21 protein-coding genes are annotated in these 20298 nt (G+C 64.5%); 10 read left to right on the top strand and 11 right to left on the bottom strand.

Translation table 11 applies throughout. From position 1 onward, the window contains the following. Positions 1 to 48: 48 nt before the first annotated feature. Positions 49 to 273, bottom strand: coding sequence for a hypothetical protein (locus OWC48_RS19810; protein WP_282521464.1), 225 nt, complete (start codon positions 271 to 273; stop codon positions 49 to 51). 152 nt (positions 274 to 425) lie between these two features. Then, a complete protein-coding gene (locus OWC48_RS19805) occupies positions 426 to 878 on the bottom strand; it encodes a hypothetical protein (protein ID WP_282521463.1) in 453 nt (150 codons plus the stop codon). 156 nt (positions 879 to 1034) lie between these two features. On the opposite strand from OWC48_RS19805, the gene OWC48_RS19800 reads away from it, so the two are divergent. Further along, the gene (locus OWC48_RS19800; protein WP_282521462.1) at positions 1035 to 1307 is read left to right on the top strand and encodes a helix-turn-helix domain-containing protein; all 273 of its coding nucleotides are present in this window, start codon (positions 1035 to 1037) and stop codon (positions 1305 to 1307) included. A gap of 8 nt (positions 1308 to 1315) precedes the next feature. Here the strand turns inward: OWC48_RS19800 and OWC48_RS19795 are convergent, their stop codons facing one another. Next, the gene (locus tag OWC48_RS19795; RefSeq protein WP_028158083.1) at positions 1316 to 2548 is read right to left on the bottom strand and encodes a PLP-dependent aminotransferase family protein; all 1233 of its coding nucleotides are present in this window, start codon (positions 2546 to 2548) and stop codon (positions 1316 to 1318) included. A gap of 88 nt (positions 2549 to 2636) precedes the next feature. Next, positions 2637 to 3164, bottom strand: a complete 528-nt coding sequence (locus tag OWC48_RS19790) for a DUF3124 domain-containing protein (RefSeq protein ID WP_404979794.1) — start codon at positions 3162 to 3164, stop codon at positions 2637 to 2639. Between the two features lie 67 nt (positions 3165 to 3231). On the opposite strand from OWC48_RS19790, the gene OWC48_RS19785 reads away from it, so the two are divergent. The 4 genes from OWC48_RS19785 (at position 3232) to OWC48_RS19770 (ending at position 8666) form a co-directional block, all read left to right on the top strand. Further along, a complete protein-coding gene (locus tag OWC48_RS19785) occupies positions 3232 to 4962 on the top strand; it encodes a cation:proton antiporter (protein WP_282521460.1) in 1731 nt (576 codons plus the stop codon). A 190-nt stretch (positions 4963 to 5152) separates the two neighbouring features. Continuing rightward, positions 5153 to 6229 carry a 3,4-dihydroxy-2-butanone-4-phosphate synthase gene (ribB, locus tag OWC48_RS19780; RefSeq protein ID WP_028148219.1) on the top strand — a complete coding sequence of 359 codons (1077 nt, stop codon included), beginning with the start codon at positions 5153 to 5155 and terminating at the stop codon, positions 6227 to 6229. Positions 6230 to 6366: 137 nt separating this feature from the next. Continuing rightward, positions 6367 to 7581 (top strand): acyl-CoA dehydrogenase, encoded by a 1215-nt coding sequence (locus OWC48_RS19775; RefSeq protein WP_282521459.1) that lies wholly within the window; start codon positions 6367 to 6369, stop codon positions 7579 to 7581. Between the two features lie 167 nt (positions 7582 to 7748). Then, the gene (locus OWC48_RS19770) at positions 7749 to 8666 is read left to right on the top strand and encodes an MBL fold metallo-hydrolase (protein WP_282521458.1); all 918 of its coding nucleotides are present in this window, start codon (positions 7749 to 7751) and stop codon (positions 8664 to 8666) included. A gap of 72 nt (positions 8667 to 8738) precedes the next feature. Here OWC48_RS19770 and OWC48_RS19765 read toward each other — a convergent pair whose 3' ends face one another. Together OWC48_RS19765 and OWC48_RS19760 are read right to left on the bottom strand one after the other, a co-directional pair. Next, on the bottom strand, positions 8739 to 9593 hold the full coding sequence (locus OWC48_RS19765) for a DUF1499 domain-containing protein (protein ID WP_282521457.1): 855 nt from the start codon (positions 9591 to 9593) through the stop codon (positions 8739 to 8741). A gap of 268 nt (positions 9594 to 9861) precedes the next feature. Further along, entirely contained in the window at positions 9862 to 11490 is a 1629-nt protein-coding gene (locus OWC48_RS19760) for a fatty-acid--CoA ligase (RefSeq protein WP_282521456.1), read from the bottom strand. Between the two features lie 64 nt (positions 11491 to 11554). On the opposite strand from OWC48_RS19760, the gene OWC48_RS19755 reads away from it, so the two are divergent. Continuing rightward, on the top strand, positions 11555 to 12676 hold the full coding sequence (locus OWC48_RS19755; protein WP_282521455.1) for an extensin family protein: 1122 nt from the start codon (positions 11555 to 11557) through the stop codon (positions 12674 to 12676). Between the two features lie 36 nt (positions 12677 to 12712). Here the strand turns inward: OWC48_RS19755 and OWC48_RS19750 are convergent, their stop codons facing one another. Continuing rightward, positions 12713 to 13399, bottom strand: coding sequence for a L,D-transpeptidase (locus tag OWC48_RS19750; RefSeq protein WP_028148213.1), 687 nt, complete (start codon positions 13397 to 13399; stop codon positions 12713 to 12715). A 340-nt stretch (positions 13400 to 13739) separates the two neighbouring features. Between OWC48_RS19750 and OWC48_RS19745 the strand changes: the two genes are divergently transcribed. Continuing rightward, on the top strand, positions 13740 to 14717 hold the full coding sequence (locus tag OWC48_RS19745; protein WP_282521454.1) for a magnesium transporter CorA family protein: 978 nt from the start codon (positions 13740 to 13742) through the stop codon (positions 14715 to 14717). 186 nt (positions 14718 to 14903) lie between these two features. Then, a complete protein-coding gene (locus OWC48_RS19740) occupies positions 14904 to 15122 on the top strand; it encodes a hypothetical protein (RefSeq protein ID WP_028148212.1) in 219 nt (72 codons plus the stop codon). An 85-nt stretch (positions 15123 to 15207) separates the two neighbouring features. On the opposite strand, the gene OWC48_RS19735 is transcribed toward OWC48_RS19740, so the two are convergent. Genes OWC48_RS19735 through pdxH form a run of 3 tightly spaced genes read right to left on the bottom strand, consistent with a single transcriptional unit; the run spans position 15208 to position 17415 of the window. Continuing rightward, entirely contained in the window at positions 15208 to 15978 is a 771-nt protein-coding gene (locus OWC48_RS19735; protein ID WP_282521453.1) for a class I SAM-dependent methyltransferase, read from the bottom strand. A 17-nt stretch (positions 15979 to 15995) separates the two neighbouring features. Further along, positions 15996 to 16748: an SDR family NAD(P)-dependent oxidoreductase gene (locus OWC48_RS19730; protein ID WP_282521452.1), complete on the bottom strand. Its 753-nt coding sequence runs from the start codon at positions 16746 to 16748 to the stop codon at positions 15996 to 15998. 25 nt (positions 16749 to 16773) lie between these two features. Beyond that, a complete protein-coding gene (gene pdxH, locus OWC48_RS19725; protein ID WP_282521451.1) occupies positions 16774 to 17415 on the bottom strand; it encodes a pyridoxamine 5'-phosphate oxidase in 642 nt (213 codons plus the stop codon). A 113-nt stretch (positions 17416 to 17528) separates the two neighbouring features. Between pdxH and OWC48_RS19720 the strand changes: the two genes are divergently transcribed. Together OWC48_RS19720 and OWC48_RS19715 are read left to right on the top strand one after the other, a co-directional pair. Next, a complete protein-coding gene (locus OWC48_RS19720) occupies positions 17529 to 17936 on the top strand; it encodes an RT0821/Lpp0805 family surface protein (RefSeq protein WP_282521450.1) in 408 nt (135 codons plus the stop codon). Between the two features lie 108 nt (positions 17937 to 18044). Beyond that, positions 18045 to 19010: a DnaJ C-terminal domain-containing protein gene (locus OWC48_RS19715; RefSeq protein WP_014497224.1), complete on the top strand. Its 966-nt coding sequence runs from the start codon at positions 18045 to 18047 to the stop codon at positions 19008 to 19010. Positions 19011 to 19453: 443 nt separating this feature from the next. Here OWC48_RS19715 and OWC48_RS19710 read toward each other — a convergent pair whose 3' ends face one another. Next, positions 19454 to 20224: an anti-sigma factor gene (locus OWC48_RS19710; RefSeq protein WP_282521449.1), complete on the bottom strand. Its 771-nt coding sequence runs from the start codon at positions 20222 to 20224 to the stop codon at positions 19454 to 19456. Positions 20225 to 20298 lie beyond the last annotated feature (74 nt).

Here is a 20298-nt window from a genome sequence, read left to right as displayed (position 1 = left end):
CGCAAAGAAATGGCCCCGGGAGGGGCCATTTCCATGATGCATTACGCATCAATCCCAGTGGTGCCGGTGACCGCGATTGACCACCACCACCCGGTCACGATGATGCCAGCCGCGATGCCAGCCGTGGTCACGATGCATGCCGTATTCGGCGCGGGCAACGTACGGGCCGTGATGGCCACCGCGCTTGATCACCACCGTTTCGGCACTTGCCAGCGTCGGTGCCGCGATGACGAGCGCGCCGAGAGCCGCAACCACATAACCAAGCTTCTTCATGATGTCCTCCTCCAATGCAATGCACATGAGAACGGCGCATCTGTGCGAACGTTCCGGAGAAACTGGAAGAGAATTCTGAATGGATGTTCAGACAGAGATAATCCGGAAAAATGTGAAGCGGTCTTGCGAGAGATCATGCTCAGCCGCGATGGTCAATCGCAGCGTTGCTGCGCTGGTGTCGGCGCGCCTGTCGCGACGTATTTGCCGTCCCTGATCGTGTACACACCGCGCTCGCTGCGATTGTAGATCGCGCTCAGGCTGCCATCCTTCGCCAGCAGCAGCCCGAACTCACGCGTCTGGTGCAGCGAGGGGAAGTAAACCATCACATTGAGCAGGCCCTCGGCGTCGACCGTGGCGGACACCACTTCGTTCTCGTCCTTGGCCTCGCCGAAATCGCGACGGTACATCACCCGGCCGTCCTTCCTGATCTCGTAAGTCAACAGCGAGCCCTTGTTGCGGTCGGGCCGGGCCGCGCAATCGACCGCCCATGAGCCGAGCAGGCCCCATTGCTCGACCGTTGCCGCAAGCGTCTCGGCGCCGGCCGCGGGCGCGAACGCAATCCACAGCACCACCGCCGCGATCCAGCAGCCTAGACAACGCGTCATGTCCTGAAAAACCCCGCCTCGAACAAGTGCAAGTGTAGCATCCCGCGCGCGATCGTCCACGCGAGCTGCCATTCGCGCGCGAATTTGATCCGCATCAATGAGGCCGGTCGTATCAAGGCTAGGATGGCGCTCCCGAAGGCGAAGTTGGTGAGAGCGATGCTGAATCAAGTCATGGATTTCGCGGGCGAGGTACTGCCGGGGAGCTGTGCCGTGCCGCCTTATTCCGAGACCGCGTTCCTGGCCGAGCTGGGCGAGCGCTTAAGGTCCTCGCGCGCGCGGTGCGAGCTGTCGCGCCGGGAGCTTGCCCGCCGCTCCGGGATTTCGGAGCGCTACATCGCCCAGATCGAGGCCGGCAAGGGCAACGTCTCGATCGTACTGTTGCTGCGGCTGGCCTCCGCCATCCACGGCAGCCAGCCTCGGGTGGCCTAGAGCGAGCCTTAGGCCCGCTTCTCCACATTGGCGCTGCGGGCCGGCACGCCGAACTCCTTGCGGCAGACCTCGGCCAGCACTGCGACGCCCTCACGGATCTGCTGATGTGAGGGGCTCGCAAAGCACAGCCTGAGCCGCGAGCTGGAATGGGGCTTGTTGGTCGACCATTCCGGCCCCGGATTGATCGAGACACCGGCGGCGAGCGCTGCCTGATACAGTTTGAGCGTATCGACCTGGTCGGGCAGCTTCACCCACAGGAAAATGCCGCCCTTGGGCTCCTCGAACTCGGCCGCCGTCCCGAACTGCTCGTTCAGCGCCTCCATCAGCGTGTCGAGCTTCGTGCGCAGCGCCTTCGTCAACGCGGGCACGTGGGTCGAGAAATGCGGCTTGCAGTAGGCGGCCAGCACCATCTGCTCCAGCGCGCCGGAGCCTGCGTCCGTCTTCAGCGCCAGCATCCGCGACATCACATCCCAGGGCGCGACGATGAAGCCGACGCGCAGCGCCGGTGCGATCGATTTCGAGAACGAGCCGATATGGATCACGCCGCCGTTCGGGCTCATCGCGTGGATGGCCGGTGGCCGCTGTCCCGACCAGACGAGATCGGCGTAGCAATCGTCCTCGAAGATGGGCACGCCATATTCGGCCGCGAGCCGCACCAGTTCAGCGCGACGACTTTCCGGCATGATGCTGCCGGTCGGATTCTGCACGGTCGGGATGGTGTAGATGTATTTCGGCCGGATGCCGCGGCTCTTCAAATCGGCCAGCGTCGAGGCCAGCACGTCCATACGCATGCCGTCCTTGTCGAGGGGGATGCCGACGACGTTGACCCCGAGCCGTGCCAGTCGGGTCAACGAGCCCTGATAGCTGTCCTGCTCGAAGATCACGGTATCGCCGCGCGTCAGCAGCGTCGCATTGACGAGGTCGAGCGCCTGCAGCGAGCCGGAGACGATCAGGAGGTCGTCGACCGTGCAGTTGATGCCGGCGTCGCGCTTCAGTTTTGTCACCAGGAATTCGCGCAGGGGCAAATATCCCTGTGGCCCGTGTGCCAACCCGTAAGTGGCAAGCGAGCGGCCTTCCTTTTGCAGGGCGGAATTGGTCGCCTCGATCAGGCCGTCGAGCGGCAACTGCTCGGAGTCGTTGTTACCGCCGACGAAACTGTACTTGGCGAGGCCCGTCCAGCGCGCGGAAGGGGCCGGCAGCCCTGCGGGAAACAGGGGCGCGAAATCGAAGCTGGACGTCATGGGGGCGTTCCTCGTTTTGTTCTTGTTGAGCGGCCGGCCTTGCGCCGGCGTGCCTTACTTCTTGCCGGCCGTCCTCGTCGGACGGCCTCTACTTCTTTGTGGCCGTCCGGGTCGGACGGCCCTGGCTGATGAAAGCGTAATGCGCATTGGCGACGCCGCCAACCATCAAGGCCTCGACCACGGGCTCGGCGATCTCGCCTGTTGCGGCCCAGTCGACGAGGAAATTGGCCCCGGTCCCGCCGCGCACGTCGTCGGTCGGAATGAAGATCGAGACGGTGGCCAGAGGCTTCAGCGCCACCTGACCCTTCAGGTAGGTCTCGACCTGCTTGCCTGCGGTGTCGAAATAGGCGATGCGTTTGACCACCAGCGGCTGGGTCTCGGAGGCGTTGTGAACGCTCAGCGTCACCGAGAAGTCGACTCGCAGCTTGCCCTGGCTCATCGCGACGCTGGAATAGGCGGGCACATAGAACCCGCCGGAGACGGCGAGTTCCTCCTTCGGCAGTGTGGTGAGCGAATCGGCAAAGTTTTGTTCGATATTGACCTTGGATTGCGCGGCTGCGGGCGCGGCAGAGGCGAGGGGACATAGCAGCATTGCTGCGAAAAACCCTGCTCGCATGTGACGAATTGCTCGCTTGCCGCGCCGCAACCTGGCTCTAGGGTGCGGCAAAACGGACCAATTTGGTATGCACGAACTCATTCGCGACATCACTCTCTGTATTCTGTTTGCCTGGATGCTGGGCCTGCTCGCCCATTTCTCCCGGCAGCCGCTGATCCTGGCCTACCTTATCGCCGGCTTCTGCATAGGTCCATTCGGTGCCGGCTGGGTCAAATCACAGGAATCGATCAGCGTCATTTCCGAGCTCGGCCTGATCTTCATGCTGTTCATGATCGGCCTCGAGATCGACCTGAAGAAGATCGTGCGGGCGGGAAAGGTGATCCTGTTCGCGGCAGGCGGCCAGCTCATCGGGGGCTGCCTGCTCGGGGTGCTGTTCTTCGTCGGCATCGGCCTGTCGCTCGGCGGTGGGCATTTCGATGCGGTCTATCTCTGCGTCGCCTGCGCGCTGTCGAGCACCGTGATCATCGTCAAGGTGCTCTACGAGAAGCGCGAGCTCGACACGCTGCCTGGTCGCATCACGCTCGGCGTCCTGGTGCTCCAGGACATCTTCGCCATCCTGTTCCTGGCGGTGCAGCCGAGCCTCGCCAATCTCGAGGTCAGCGTCATCCTGCTGTCGATCGGCCGTGTCGCGGTGCTGGTCGCCGCCGCGCTGCTGGTCAGCCGCTACGTGCTGCCGCGCCTATTCCATCAGATTGCCCGCCGCCCCGAGCTGATCCTGCTTGGCGCACTCGCCTGGTGCTTCCTCGTCGCCGAGACCGCGGAGCGGCTCTCGCTCTCGCGCGAGATGGGTGCGCTGATCGCCGGCGTTTCGCTGTCGACCTTCCCTTACGCCCTCGACGTCACCGCCAAGGTCACCACGCTCCGCGACTTCTTCATCACGCTGTTCTTTGTCGCGCTCGGCATGACCATTCCCGTGCCGGGCCTCTCCGTGATCGGGCTTGCCTTGATGATCGCGGCGTTCACGGTGGTGAGCCGCCTCGTCACCACCTTCGCCCCGCTCTATCTGATGAAGCAGGGCCTGCGCGCCAGCCTGTTGCCGGCCCTTAACCTCGCGCAGATCTCCGAGTTCTCGCTGGTGGTGATCCAGACCGGCGTCGCCGACCATCACATCGCGGCCGAAACGGCGAACGCAGCCTCCTTTGCCTTCGTGGTGCTGGCGGTGCTCTCGACCTTCGTGATGACCCGCAGCGACGAGATCACCCGCTGGGCGATCGGCCGCCTGAAGCGGATCGGCCTGCGCGACCTCGACCATGGCAACGGCCATGCCGAGGAGGGGCAGGAGGGCGGCCATGGCGAGGCCCGCCGCATCGTCATCCTCGGCTTTTTCCGTGCGGCGAGCGCGCTGCTGGCCGAGATCGAACGGCAGGCGCCGGTGCTGCTCGAGCAGATTACCGTGATCGACTTCAATCCCAATGTGTACAAGACGCTGCTGTCGCGCGGCCTGCACGTGATCTATGGCGACATCAGCAGCGCCGACACGCTGCTCCATGCCGGCGTCGGCAAGTCCGAGATGATCATCCTCAGCGTGCCGGACGCCCTTCTCAAGGGCGCCAGCAACGAGAAGCTGGTCCGCCACGTCCGCACCCTCAACCCGACCGCCATGATCGTTGCCACGGCCGATCTCTTGTCGGATGTGGGCGAGCTCTACGCGGCCGGCGCCAGCTACGTCACCGTGACCCGGCTCAGCGACGCTCATGAGCTGTTTACCGTGATCGAAGCCGCCCAGGCCGGGCTGCTGCCCGACAAGCGGGCCGAACTCGATGTCCGGCTCGGCGAGCGGCGCGAAGTGCTGCCCTGAAGGCGGCGCTGCCGCTTTCCGTCCGGGCCGTGTGCGCCTATATCCCTGGTATCTTCGGTGCAAGCCTCAGACCCGCGGGCCGGGCCACCGTCAGGCATATGCGGTTGCGTCCAGGACACTAGCGCTTGGGGCCAAGTCCGGCTAAGGCGTCCGGCGAAGCCTCCCGGCCATAACCGATAGAGATTGGGAAATGCCCGATAACGTTCAGGAAGTCTTGCAGGCCTTTGCCCGGGGTGAGCTCGTGGTCGTCACCGACGACGAGGACCGCGAGGGCGAGGGCGATCTGATCGTCGCCGCCTCGCTCTGCACCGCCGAGAAGATGGCGTTCATCATCCGCCATACCTCCGGCATCGTCTGCGCGCCCGTGACCACCGAGGACGCGCGCCGCCTCCGGCTCGATCCGATGGTGGCCCACAACGATTCCGCGCACACCACCGCATTCACGGTCTCGATCGACTACAAGCCCGACGGCGGCACCGGCATCTCGGCCGAAGAGCGCGCCTCGTGCTGCCGCGCGCTGTCCAATCCCAATGTCGGCGCCAACGATTTCGCCCGTCCGGGCCACATCTTCCCGCTGATCGCCAAGGACGGCGGCGTGCTCTTGCGCTCCGGCCATACCGAGGCCGCGGTCGACCTCTGCAAGCTGTCCGGCCTGCCGCCGGTCGGCGTCATCAGCGAGTTGATGAACGACGACGGCAGCGTGATGAAGGGCGAGCAGGTCGCCCGCTTCGCGGCCCAGCACAAGCTCAAGCATGTCACCATCGCCGACATGATTGCCTACCGCCAGGTACGCGAGAAGCTGATCGAGCGGGTCTCGACCTTTGTCACTGACAGCCCGATCGGGCCGCTCCAGGGCTATGCCTACCGCTCGCCGTTCGATTCCATCGCCCACGTCGCGTTCGTCTATAACGGCGTCGGCGACGGCAAGAACGTGCTGACGCGCTTCCACAAGCCCAACATCGTCAAGGACATCTTCACCGGCCACAAGCGCATGGCGGCAGTGCTCGAGCACTTCAAGAAGTCCGGCCGTGGCGTCTTGGTTTACCTGCGCGACGGCGCCGCCGGTGTCCCCGTTGCCCCGTTGCCCGATGAGAGCGCGAGCGAAGCGGACCGCAACCGCCAGTGGCGCGAGGTCGGTGTCGGCGCGCAGATCCTGCGCGATCTCGGCGTCACCTCGATCCGCCACCTCACCTCATCGGTGCACGACTACAAGGGCCTGTCAGGCTTCGGCATCGAGATCGTCGCCAACGAGCAGCTCGAAAGCTAGCGCTGTCATCCCGGGGCGCGCGCTACGCATCCCCGGGATTTACGCAGACCCATCCATCTGCAACGCAATTGCACTTGTTGCCGCGGCGCTTTAGTTTGTCGGGCAAATTTTGACGGAACCAGACGAAAGGACGTTTCATGAGCGTGCGCCCTCAGACCAAGGACAAGCCGGCTGCGGCTTCCTTCCAATGGGACGATCCGTTCCTGCTCGACGAGCAGCTCACCGAAGACGAGCGCATGGTGCGCGACACCGCGCGCGCCTATGCCCAGGACAAGCTGCTGCCGCGCGTCACCAAGGCTTATCTCGAGGAGAAGACCGACCGCGAGATCTTCAACGAGATGGGCGAGCTCGGCCTGATCGGCATTACGCTGCCTGAGGAATATGGCTGTGCCAATGCGAGCTACGTCGCCTACGGCCTGGTCGCGCGCGAGATCGAGCGGGTCGATTCCGGCTATCGCTCGATGAACTCGGTGCAGTCCTCGCTGGTGATGTATCCGATCTACGCCTATGGCGACGAGAACCAGCGCAAGAAGTACCTGCCGAAGCTCGCCAGCGGCGAATGGGTCGGCTGCTTCGGTCTCACCGAGCCTGACGCCGGTTCCGATCCGGCCGGCATGAAGACCCGCGCCGAGAAGGTCGCGGATGGCTATCGCCTGACCGGCAGCAAGATGTGGATCTCGAACGCGCCGATCGCCGACGTGTTCGTGGTCTGGGCCAAGTCGGCCGAGCACGACAACCAGATCCGCGGCTTCGTGCTGGAAAAGGGCATGAAGGGGCTCTCCGCGCCGAAGATCGGCGGCAAGCTCAGCTTGCGCGCCTCCATCACCGGCGAGGTCGTGATGGACGGCGTCGTGGTTCCCGAGGACGCCCTGCTGCCCAACGTCTCCGGCCTCAAGGGCCCGTTCGGCTGCCTCAACCGCGCCCGCTACGGTATCTCCTGGGGTGCGCTCGGCGCCGCCGAGGATTGCATGCACCGCGCCCGCCAGTACACGCTCGACCGCAAGCAGTTCGGCAAGCCGCTCGCCGCGACCCAGCTCGTGCAGAAGAAGCTGGCGGACATGGAAACCGAGATCGCGCTGGGCCTCCAGGGTTCGCTTCGCGTCGGCCGTCTGATGGACGAGGGCAAGTTTGCGCCCGAGATGATCTCGATCATGAAGCGCAACAATTGCGGCAAGGCCCTCGACATCGCCCGCGTCGCGCGCGACATGCACGGCGGCAACGGCATCTCGGCCGAGTACCACGTGATGCGCCACGTCCATAACCTCGAGACCGTCAACACCTACGAGGGGACGCACGACGTCCACGCCCTGATCCTGGGACGTGCGATCACGGGCATCCAGGCGTTTTTCTAGTCGCCTCGGAATTCCGTGGTGGCTGTCTTGCTGCGCTGTCATCGTCCGCGAAAGCGGACGATCCAGTATTCCGGAGACCTTGCTTTCGCCACTGGTGCCGCGGCGTACTGGATACCCCGCTTTCGCGGGGTATGACGAAGAGTGTGGCGGCACGCACAGGAAGTCCCATGTCCGACAACGACGACATCCCGTTCAACCGCAACTTTCCGCTCAAGGCCGGTGTCGTCGAGGAAGTCCGTCCCGGCGTGCGGCGCGTGCTCTGTAACAATCCGAGCCCGTTCACCTTCACCGGCACGGTCAGCTACATCGTAGGCCAAGGCAACGTCGCGATCATCGATCCCGGCCCGGACGACGAGGCGCATGCGGCGGCGCTGCTCGATGCCGTGCGCGGCGAGACGGTGAGCCATATCTTCGTCACCCACACCCATCGCGACCATTCGCCGAACACCGCGCGGATCAAGCAGGCGACCGGCGCGCCTGTCTATGCCGAGGGCCCGCACCGTGCCTCGCGCCCGCGCTTCGAGAGCGAGAAGCACAATCCGGAGTCCGGCGCCGACCGCGATTTCGCGCCCGATACCAGGCTCGCCCATGGCGACGTCGTCGAAGGCGATGGCTGGCGTCTGGAGGCCGTGGCGACGCCCGGCCACACCGCCAATCATCTCGCCTTCGCCTGGCCCGAACGGAAATTCAACTTCGTCGGCGATCACGTGATGGGCTGGTCGACCTCGATCGTGGCGCCGCCCGACGGCTCGATGATCGACTACATGGAGTCGCTCGACCGCCTCGCCGTGCGCGAGGAGGATCTGTATTTCTCGGGCCACGGCCCGGAGATCCCGGACGGCCAGCGCTTCGTGCGCTTCCTGATCCGCCACCGCAAGGCGCGCGAGGCATCGATCCTGCACCGCCTGGCCAAGGGCGAGGCCGATATCCCGACCATGGTGCGCGCGATCTATATCGGCATCGATCCCAGGCTGACGACGGCCGCCGGCTATTCCGTTCTGGCGCATCTGGAAGATCTGGTCGCGCGCGGCGTGGTGACGACGGATGGCGATCCCGTAATCGGTGGAACGTATCGAATGGCTTAGGGGCGAATGGCGAATAGGGAGCAGCGAATAGGTGCTTTCCACTCGCTATTTGCTACTCCCCATTCGCCGATCTCACTTCTTCACCGTCTTCGCCGGCGCCTTCGGCGGCGCGACCGGCGTCTTCTTCACCGGCTTCAGCGCGTCGGCATCGGCCGCGGTGTTGAGATCGTCGATGAATTTTTTGACGCGCGCGGCGTTGCTGCCGAGATCACTGTCGAAATAGCGCGACGCCGAGCGGATATCGACGCGGGAATCGTCGCCGTCGGGCACGACCCGGATCGAGATGTCCTCGCGGAATCCCATGATCGGCGTCCGCGCCACCGCCTCGATGCGGCCGATACGGCGCGGCGGCTGCGGCTCGCGCTCGTCGATGACGAGCCATTTGCGCTTGATGACGAGCTGGCGCGCAATCGCATAGGCCCGATCGACCGGGATCTCGAGCTCGATCGGCTCGATGTCGGGATAGAACTGGCGCTGCTGCTCGGCCGAATAGAGGCCGGCATAGACCGCGGTGTTGGTGCCATCGCCGGTGCGCAGATGCGCGAGCGCGTCGAAGCGTGGCGGGTCGATCGGGTTGGTGGTGATGTCGTAGATCGGCGGCAGCTTGCGGTATTGCAGAGCGAGATAAGCGGGATAAGCGAGGATCGCGCCGTCGATGAGGAAGGCGAGCAGGATGCGCCCCATGCCGCGCGAGCCGTTCTGCCAGATCGCGGCAAAGCCCGCGAGCCCAAACAGGATCGAGAGACCGGCGATCGCGAGCCCGCCGAAGAACGTCATCAGCGCCGGTTTCATCTCCAGGAAGTCGAAGCGGACGATGATGATCGAGACCACCACCGCCACCACCGCGAACACGGCCAGATTACGCGCCCAGCTCGCGAGGCTGGACACGGGCTCCGACTGATAGGGAGCGGAAAACCTGCGGGCCATCGGGTGAAGCTCTGCCGGGGTTTTAGGGGCGGTATCGGCCGATTTGGCGCGACGATGGGCCGTTGAGACCACGGCCCGGGGGCAAATTCAAGGGTCGTTCACCCTCCCCTGGAGGGGGAGGGTCGATCGCGCGAAGCGCGAGCGGGGTGGGGTGATCCCTCCACACGGGCACCATCCCCGTGGAGAGACTGTCGCCCCACCCCGTCTCTCATTTTCGCTGCGCTCAAATGCGAGCCGCCCCTCCCCCTCCAGGGGAGGGTGGCACCTTTTACGCCGCCGCGTTCGGGAAGCGGTAATCCTTGAACTGGTCGCGCAGTGCGGTCTTCAGGATCTTGCCGGTCGCGGTGTGCGGAATGCCGTCGACGAAGGCGACGTCGTCAGGCATCCACCATTTGGCGATCTTGCCGTCCATGAACTTCAGGATGTCCTCGCGGCTGGCCTGCTGGCCCTGCTTGAGCTGCACGATCAGCAGCGGCCGCTCGTCCCATTTGGGATGATAGATGCCGATGACGGCGGCCTCCGCCACGGCGGGATGGCCGACCGCGAGGTTTTCGAGGTCGATCGAGGAGATCCACTCGCCGCCGGACTTGATCACGTCCTTGGAGCGGTCGGTGATCCGCATGTAGCCGGCCTCGTCGATGGTCGCGACGTCGCCGGTGTCGAAGAAGCCTTCCTCGTCGAGGATGTTGCTGTCGACGCGGTAATAGGCCTTGGCAACGGCGGGGCCGGAGACCTTGAGACGGCCGAAGGTCTTGCCGTCCCAGGGCAGCTCCTTGCCGGCATCGTCGGTGATCTTCATCTCCACCGCGAAGGGCGCATAGCCCTGCATCTGCAGCACGTCGAGCCGCGCATCGCCGGTCGCATTCTGGAACGGCGGCTTCAGTGCCGCGACGCTGCCGATCGGACTCATCTCGGTCATGCCCCAGGCGTGGCGCACGTTCGAGCCCATGTCGAGGAAGGCCTTGATCATCGAGCGCGGCATCGCCGAGCCGCCGCAGATCACCATCTTCAGGTCCGGCAGCTTCAGATTGTTGGCGGCCATGTGCTGCAGCAGCATCAGCCACACCGTGGGCACGCCCGCCGTGTGCGTCACATTCTCGGTCGAGAGCAGCTCGTAGACGGAGGCGCCGTCGAGCTTGGCGCCGGGCATGACCAGCTTGGTGCCTTGCGAGGGCGCCGAGAAGGCGATGCCCCAGCTATTGGCATGGAACAGCGGCACCACCGGCAGCATTGTCTCGGACGCGCTGGTGCCGAGCGCATCGACATTGTTCGCCATCAGCGCGTGCAGCACGTTGGAGCGATGCGAATACAGAACACCCTTCGGATCGCCCGTGGTGCCGGATGTGTAGCACATCGCGGCTGCCGTGTTCTCGTCAAAGTCCTTCCATTCGAACTTGCCGTCGGCCTCCGCGATCCAGTCCTCGTAGGCGACCACGTTCTTCAGCGTCGTCTGCGGCATGTTCGCCTTGTCGGTGAGCACGACGTAGCGTTCCACGCTTGGCAGCTTGTCGGCGATCTTCTCCAGGACCGGAACGAAGGTGAGGTCGGTCATCACGATGCGGTCCTGCGCATGGTTGATGATCCAGGCGATCTGCTCGGGGAAAAGGCGGGGATTGACGGTATGGCAGATGGCGCCGATCCCCATGATGCCGTACCAGACCTCGAGATGGCGCCAGGTGTTCCAGGCGATCGTTGCGACACGGTCACCGAGCTTGATGCCGTCTCGCTCCAGCACCTGCGAGACCTTGAGCGCCCGCTTGTGGATTTCGCCGTAGGTGGTGCGATGGATCGGTCCCTCGACCGATCTCGTAACGACCTCCTGCTTGCCATGAATCCTGGCGGCGTGTTCGATGATCCGGTGGCAGAGCAGGGGCCAATCTTGCATCAAACCAAGCATTCAGACATTCCTCCGAGGTGGGCTGGACTTTTTATAGCTCTCAGCGCTGGGCCAAAGAATTGTCATGAGTTTTAGCCTGCCGGACTTTCGCCGCAAATGGTCTTGTCGCGGCTATATGTCCGCGGGCGCGGCAATGGTTACCGCCGCGCTGGGGCTGTCGCTTGTGCTGGCCGAGAGGGCAGAGGCGCGAAAATATGCTGCGCCGCTCGATATCTTTGGCTTTGGTACACCACGGCCGCGCGCGACGGTTCATTCCGCCAAGATGCCCGTCAGGATACCGCTACCAAAACCGCGTCCTGAAGAAGCCCCCAAGGCAACGGACGAGGCCCCCCCGGAGACCGAAGGAAAACCTTCTTCCGACAAGCCGAGCGCGACCAAGCCCGCCGAGGCCGCGCCGCCGCCCGAGAAGCAGCTCTCGGCCTGCCGGCTGGCGCTGACCGAGGAGATCGCAGTCGCGCCGTCCATTCCCGATATTCGCGGCCCCGGCGCCTGCGGCGGCGAGGATCTGGTGCGGCTGGAGGCGATCGTGCTGCCGGACAAGCGCAAGGTGGCGGTCAAGCCGGCGGCGGTCCTCCGCTGCACCATGGCGTCCGCGATCGCCGATTGGGTGCGCAAGGACATGGTGCCGCTGGCGGCGAGCCTCGGCTCGACCATCAGCGACCTCGACAATTTCGACAGCTTCGAATGCAGAGGCCGTAACCGCATCGCCGGCGCGATGCTGTCCGAGCACGGCAAGGCCAACGCGCTCGACGTTCGCGCCATCAAGCTCGCCAACGGGCAGTCGATCGGCCTGACCGACCGCAGCATGCCGCGCGACGTGCGCGAGCGCGTGCTGCATTCGGTCTGCGCGCGCTTCTCCACCGTGCTCGGTCCGGGCTCGGACTGGTATCACGAGGACCACATCCATCTCGACCTGGCGCAGCGGCGCAATGACTACCGGATTTGTCAGTGGAACGTCTGGGATCCCCTGCCGCAGGTCGCCCCGTTGCTGCCGTTGGAACGGCCCGAGGAGGCGCCGCCGCGCGAGATCGCGGCCAGGCCTGAGGCCAAGGATGGAGCCAAGGATGCAGCCAAGGATGGAGCTGATGACGAGGCAGCGCAGAAGTCCCCGGCGCCTGCGGACAAGTCGGCCGCCAATGGCAGCAAAGCCGAGCCGCACAAGCCGGCAACAAAAAAGCGCCGGTAAAACCGGCGCTTTTGAATGTCTGAGAGCAGGAAGCGATCAGTAGCTGCCCGCCTGGCCCGTCTGGCTGCCGCCGAGCGCGAGGCGCGAATTGTAGGGCGAGTCGCCGTGCTTCGGCTCGAGCACCACGACAATGGTGCCAACCTTGACGCGGTTGTAGAGGTCGATGGCATCCTCGTTGGTCAGGCGGATGCAGCCCGACGAGATCGAGGCGCCGATATATTCCGGCTGGTTGGTGCCGTGAATGCGGAACAGCGTGTCCTTGCCGCCGGAGTAGAGATACATCGCGCGGGAGCCCATCGGATTGTCCGGACCCGGTGCAACGTAGGTCGGCACGCCCAGTCGCGAAATCTCGCCCGGGGTCGGATGCCAAGCCGGCCACTCGGTCATGCTGCCAACCTTGGCAATGCCCGACCAGGCCATGGCTTCTTCGCCGACGGTGATGCCGTAGCGGATCGCCTTTCCGCCATCCAACACCCAGTAGAGGTAATGGTTGTCGGAATCGACCACGATCGAGCCCGGCGATTCCTTGCGGTGGTAATCGACGATGGCGCGGCGGAACGGCTCGGCGACCGGGGTGTTCTCGTACCGGACCTTGGCGAGGAGTTCCTTGTCCTTCGGCTTGAAGGCCTTGGTGTCGGTCGCTTCAAAATGTGTGGCCTGCATGCAGCCCGACAGCATCAGGCCAGCGGCCAAAATACCCAGCATAACTTTCAGCGACGACATGAATTGGTTCCAATCGACAACAACAAGCTTACGCGGAGCTTGAGCCAAGCTCAAAACCACGACTCCGTTGGCCCCTATTATCGTGGAAATCTGCCACAATTCCAGCGTTTCAGACCTTTTCCCGCGCTGCGAGAGCCAACCTGTGGCTTTTTTGCCGCAAGTTTTGCGCTCCTGTGCTGGTTTTTGGGCAAAAGGCGCCGGACTGTCGATTCCGTGCCACGGTTGGGCCACGGCGCCGCCACAAATGCAAACGCTCCATTAATGTGCTTGTCATCATGAACTTGTCAGAATCGCGCTAAGGGGCTGTCAGTCTGTCGCAGGCCCCCTGCTGGAGTTGTGCATGTTTTCTGTGTTCGTTCCCTCCGACTCCTCCCTCAAGAAAGCGGTCGTCGAGGACCTCGCGGCGGTTCCGGAGCACGCCGTGTGGATCGACCTGGTCAACCCGACCGCGGCTGAGGACAAGGCGGTGGAGCGGCTCTCGGGCATCGCGATCCCGACCCGGGAGGACATGCAGGAGATCGAGATCTCCAGCCGCCTCTATATCGAGAACAGCGCGCGCTACATGACGGCGACGCTGATGTGCCAGTCCGACACCGACATGCCCCGGACCACGGCTGTGACCTTCATTCTCGGCGACCATCGCCTGGTGACGGTGCGCTACGACCAGCCCAAGCCGTTTGCGCTGGTCGAGGCCAAGCTGGCCCGGTCCTGCGCGCCGGCGATCACCGGCGAGATGGTCCTGATGGAACTGCTGGACGCCGTGATCGACCGCTGCGCCGACATCCTGGAGCGCTGCGGCGCGGAGATCGACCAGGTCTCGCACGACATCTTCGAGCCCGAGAGCGAGCGCCACGGCCACGCCAAGCAATATTCCCAGATCCTGATCTCGATCGGCCGCAAGGGCGATCTGACCTCGAAGGTTCGCGAAAGCCTGGTGTCGATCGGCCGCGTCGTCACCTTCCTCTCCGCGGTGGTGGAGGGCGTGAAATGGTCGAAGGACATGCGTGAGCAGCTCAAGACCATGCAGCGCGACGTCGCCTCGCTGACCGACCACGCCTCCTATCTCTCCAGCAAGATCACCTTCGTGCTCGACGCCATGCTCGGCGTCGTCAATCTCGAGCAGAACAACATCATCAAGCTGTTTTCGGTCATGGCCGTTGTCCTGATGCCGCCGACGCTGATCGCCTCGATCTACGGCATGAATTTCAAGGCGATGCCGGAACTCGAATGGGTCCACGGCTATCCGATGGCGCTGGTGATGATGCTCGCCGCCGCGATCGTCCCGTACTGGATCTTCAAGTTCAAGAAGTGGCTTTGATACCTACCGAGACCTTACGCCGTTCAACGAGACATGGTGGTTGGTGTCGCAGAATAGAGCGGGATTGAGGCCGCGCGGTGATGTGTGCCCGCCGCCCCAATTCCTCCGGTAAAATTTGAGCAGTGGGCTGAACGTTTGCGCGAAACTTGTCTGCGATAAGCAGCATGTTAGCCGCGAGGAACAGCCATGGTTGAAAAACACATAACGTCGCCCCGCAACGTCATCGATCTGGCGAATTACCGTCAGGTCCTGGCGAGCGGCAAGGCGTCGTCGATGTCGGCACGCATGTGCCGGCACTGTGGTGCTCCGCTGCTCGATGGTGAGAACGACGACGACTGCTCGACTGCGTTCAGCACGGCCGCTCCGCGGCTGCGCGATCGGTCGCGTCGGATTCGAGTCGATTGAGGAACGGAAGGGTAAAGGCGATCCAGGTCCTGCGGCGGCGTTGTCTGGATCGCCTTGCTTCCCGCCCTTCGAGCGGGAAAATCATCTAGCGCTTCACGATCTGGGCCGTCGAGACGACGGTCTCGGCGATGGCGCCGTCGCGACTGAAGGGAGCGAGATGCTGCCCGACATCGCGCAGCATCGCGTCGGCATTTTCGCCAAGCGCTTCCGGCGATGACGACGAGTAGGTGAGCGTGCGTTCCGCCAAGTCGTGCAGGCCGACCAGATGGCTGGTCTCGATTGAGACGAGTTCAGCGGGCTGAAACGAACTGCCGCGAAAGAATGCTGGGAGGTCGCGGTGAGTCCGCGTGCCCCGACCGGCCTCCTCCCACAGCTTGGCCGGTGACCATCGGCGGCGCGCTTCATTGTAGCCGTCAAGCCACGGGTTGCGGCCGTCGGTGGCCGAGAATGAGGCGCAGATGGCAATTGCGCCGTCGTGCGCGACCAGCCGGTCGAGCAGTGCAAGCGTCAGGTCGCGATCCATCCAATGCAGGGCGCGCCCGATCGTCACGAGATCGAAGCTGCCGATGTCGGGAGCAAGCGTTTCGGCCTTGCCCTCGATCAGCGTGATATACCGCCCTGCGCCCGCTGCGGCGCGTCGCGCCGCCTCGATCATCTCGGGCTCGGGATCGACGCCGACAACGCGGCCGACATAGGGGCCGAAGCCGAGCGCCAGGAGTCCGGGTCCGGTGCCGAGGTCTATCAGGCTGCCCTGTTTGGTGAGACCAAGCTTGTGCGCGACGCTGTGAAAGAATTCGCTCGGGTAGGGCGGCCGCAAATGCTCGTAGAGTGAGGCAGTGCTCGCGAACCGGCCCATGCTTCGCCTGCCTGGCCTTACACGTGCTGGCCGCCGTTGATGTGGATCTCGGCGCCGTTGACGTAGGAGCTGGTGTCCGTGCACAGCACGTAGATGATCTTGGCGACCTCGTCCGGCGTGCCGAGCCGGTGCATCGGGATCTGCTGGTCGACGATCTTCTCGGTGCCCGGTGACAGGATCGAGGTGTCGATCTCGCCCGGCGCGATCGCGTTGACGCGGACGCCGACCCGGCCGAAATCGGAGGCCATCTCGCGCGTCAGGGATGCAAGCGCAGCTTTCGATGTGGCATAGGCGGCGCCCGCGAAGGGGTGCACGCGCGAGCCCGCGATCGAGGTGACGTTCACGACCGAGCCCCTGGCCGCCTTCAACTCCTCGATCAATCCCCGCGCGATCATGATCGGCGCAAAGAAATTGACGTGGAAGACGTGCGTCCAGGTATCGAGGTCGGTGTCGACCGAGCCAAGCCGCGAGCCGCCCGGACCCTTCGGCGAGATCGCGGCGTTGTTGACGAGTGCATGCAGCATGCCGCCTTCGAGCCGGTTGCGGATGTCGGTGATCGCGCGCGCGGTGTCCTGGGGGTTGCCGAGGTCGACCTGGATGTGATCCTCGGGGCCGGCGTCCCACGGGCAGTCCTCGGGGAAGGGATGCCGCGAGCAGGTGATGACGCGCCAGCCCGCCGACGAGAAGCGGATCACGGTGGCGTGGCCGATGCCGCGGCTCGCTCCGGTCAGGAGCAGCGTGCGGCGCGGCGCATTGGACGAATGCGGCATGGACATCTTTCAGGTCGGCCTGAGCTCAGGGATACATCCGCGTCTTGGACCATGGCTGGCCGGCCGCGTCACGGCGAAATTCGATACGGTCGTGCAGGCGGAACGGGCGGTCGTGCCAGAACTCGATACGCGAGGGCGTGATGCGCCAGCCGCTCCAGCCCGGCGGCCGCGGCACCTCGCCGATGATGTGCTTGGCCGCGACTTTGGCGATGGCTTGTTCGAAGGCGAAGCGGCTTTCCAGCGCCTCGGACTGCTTGCTCGCCCAGGCGCCGATCTGCGCCTGCTTGGGGCGGGTGGCGAAGTAAGCGTCGGCCTCGGCGTCGGTCACCGGCGTCACGTTGCCGCGGATGCGGACCTGACGGCGCAGCGACTTCCAGTGAAAAAGTAACGCCGCCTTAGGATTTGCGGCGATTTCGCGGCCCTTCTGGCTCGCGATGTGGCTGTAGAAGACGAAACCGTCGGCATCGAAGCCCTTCATCAGGACCATGCGCACGTCAGGCAGTCCGTCGGGATCGACGGTTGCGAGCGCCATGGCGTTCGGATCGTTCGGCTCGCTCTTGATCGCCTCGTTCAGCCAGGCCTCGAACAGCGCAAATGGCTCGTCGGCGGCGGTGAAATCACCGGATGTTAAGGGTGTCTGGTGTTTCATCGAGGTCGTGTCGGTCATGTCCGGAGTCCGAATTGCGTCCCGCGGCCCAAAACGCGTTGTTGTCCGCTACCGCCCTATATAGGGCATGGGGACGCGTTGGCCTATCGGCGATCCGGCCGTCCGGCTTTGTCATGACAATGATTCTGATCGGGTTCGGCTCCGGCGGCTGCAGCTTTTCCCGCAACGACACCAGCGCCTACGCCAAGGCCGACGACAGCGACCTGACCGGCTCGATCGCGCGGTCGGCAAAGGAAGCCCCGCCGACCGACACCGATCTTGCCTTCGCCCGTAACGCCGCCTCCGACGTGCTGAGCAAGGGCGACAAGGATTCCAGCCAGCACTGGGAGAACCCGGAAACCGGAGCGCGCGGCTCGGTGACGCCGATCGCGCAGTCCTACGCCGCCGAGGACGGCCGCAAGTGCCGGGACTTCCTGGCGAGCTACGTCAATGGCAGCACCGAAAGCTGGCTCCAGGGCGCCGGCTGCCAAAGCAGCCGTGGCCGTTGGGAGATTCATACGCTAAAGCCGTGGCGGAGCTAGGAATCGGCTCTGCGGCTAGTTGCAAAAATGCCACTCGCCTCCCACATGACCAGCAGATGGGGCGGGGAGCCCTTTGAACAATTCGATTTCCTGAAGGAGACGTGACGGATGCGCGACCCCTATGAGGTCTTGGGGGTGCCGCGGAGCGCCAACGCTGCCGCGATCAAGAGCGCCTATCGCAAGCTTGCCAAGAAGCACCATCCCGACAGCAACAAGGATGACCCCAAGGCCGCCGAGCGCTTCTCCGAGATCAATTCGGCGAACGAGATCATCGGCGACGAGGACAAGCGCAAGCAGTTCGACCGCGGCGAGATCGACGCCGACGGCAAGCCGCGCTTCCAGGGTTTTCCGGGTGGCGGCGGGCCGCGCGGCCGTGCGGGTCCCGGCGGGTTCGAAAGCTATACGTTCCGCAGTGGCGGCGCGGGCCCTGGTCAGGGCGGCGGCGCGTTCGAGGACATCCTCAACAGCATGTTCGGCGGCGGGACGCGTGGTGCGCGGCCCGGGGCCGGCGGCGCCGGGCAGTTCGAATTCGACACCGGCGGGATCGGCCTCGATCTCGACGTCAATGTCGCCATGTCCGTCTCGCTGGAAGAATCGGTCAAGGGTGGCGAGAAGCGCGTCCGGCTGCCGACGGGCAAGGAGCTCAACGTCAAGATTCCGGCCGGCGTCACCGAGGGCCAGCAGATCCGGTTGCGGGGGCAGGGCGAGAGCGCTCAGGGCCATCCGCCGGGCGATCTCCTGATCACGATCAGCATCGCGCCACACCCGTTCTTCAAGATCGAGGGTGCCGACCTCAGGATCGACCTGCCGGTCACGCTCTACGAGGCGGTGCTCGGCGGCAAGGTCCGCGTGCCGACCCTCGGCAATGCCGTGGAACTGTCGGTCCCGAAAAACACCTCCAGCGGCCGGACCTTCCGCCTCAAGGGCAAGGGATTGCCAAAAACTGGCGGAACCGGGGATCTCTTCGTCACCATCAGGATTATGCTACCGGACGGGAACGACGCCGAGCTTGAGGCATTGATGGAGAAGTGGCGGGACCAACACCCCTACAATCCACGTAGCGGGCTTGGCTAAAGCATGATCCGGACCCGGAGGGCCGCGTGAGCGCGAGGCGTTCATGCGGCGTTCAGCCGTTCTCCGAAAAGATCATGCGCAGAGAAAATTGCTGAAGCGCGAGCCATCGCGCTTTAGGGCGAGATCGCAACTGAAGGGGGTCTCCCAAAGGACCAGAGCATCTCTCAACAGATGATGCTCGTCATATGCCTGAGGCGTGATAACGCCGCTCGGCTCATGTGGTTCGACGTGTCGGCTGTCCGGCGGGGCAGTCGATAAATAGGTGCGGCCTCGAGAGGGGGACCAGCGCGGTACCAAAAACCCCAATCGAGGCCGCCCGCGTCGATCGGCGGATCGAACGCTACTCATTTTCTCGTGAGCATCCGGTGCGATAATGAGACGCACCCATGTCTTGATTCCAAATTTTCAATGTCGGAATCGAGGCACCGCTTTCAAGCGGTTGCTCAGGTACCGTTTTTCTCGGCCTGGTCGTAGACCGCCTGCGCGACCTTGGTCAGGCGATCGCGATCGCTGCCGCCGCTGACGACGTAGCCGACGCCGCGCTCGGCCCAGAACAGCGCGCCGTCCTTGTCGGCCTTGGCGTAGCGCATCTGAGTCGCGCCGTTCTCGGTCTTGGCGGTGTAGATCGTGTACCGCTCGCCCGAGGCGCCCTCATACATCAGGAACGACGCCGGACCGTTCGGCCCCGGCAAGAGCCGGCCGCCGACGAGCTTCAGCCCGCTCGCCTCCAGGTTCGGCGCGAACACGGTCCAGCCGCAGCGCCTGGTCAGCCAGGCCTGGAGATGGTCGCGCTCGTTGCCGCCGACCTCGACGGGGTGGCGAACCTCGACGACATAGAGACGGTGGGCGTCAAGCGCGTCCGCCGTGAAGCTCTGGAAGGTCGAGGGAGCGCTGGCGGCGCCATGCGCCACCCAGCCGGCGGTGCCGCCGGCCACGAAGGCGACCAGCACAGCCGCCGCGGCGCCATAAAACCATTGCCGGGGACGGCGCTCCAGCCGCTCGAGCTCCAGCCGGGCCGGCACCGGCTCCTGCGCGACGCCGTCATAGCGGGCGTGCAGCATCTCGGCCATGGTCTGCCAGGACTGCACGCGCTCGGCATCCTCAGGGTGCGCGGCAAGCCAGGCCTCGACGTCGGCGCGGCGCTCGGCCGGCAGCTCGCCGTCGACATAGGCGTGCAGTTCGTCCTCGGTCACTGGAATCCTGTGGTCGTTCATATCGATCGTCTCTGGCTCTGCGGCCCAAAAAATCTTACGCGGTTCAACTGCGTTGCTTCCCACTCCATGCAGCG

Source organism: Bradyrhizobium sp. Arg816 (assembly GCF_029989365.1).
Classification (GTDB): Bacteria; Pseudomonadota; Alphaproteobacteria; order Rhizobiales; family Xanthobacteraceae; genus Bradyrhizobium.
Note: the sequence above shows the minus strand (reverse complement) of the source record. Positions and strands in the feature narration are given on the sequence as shown.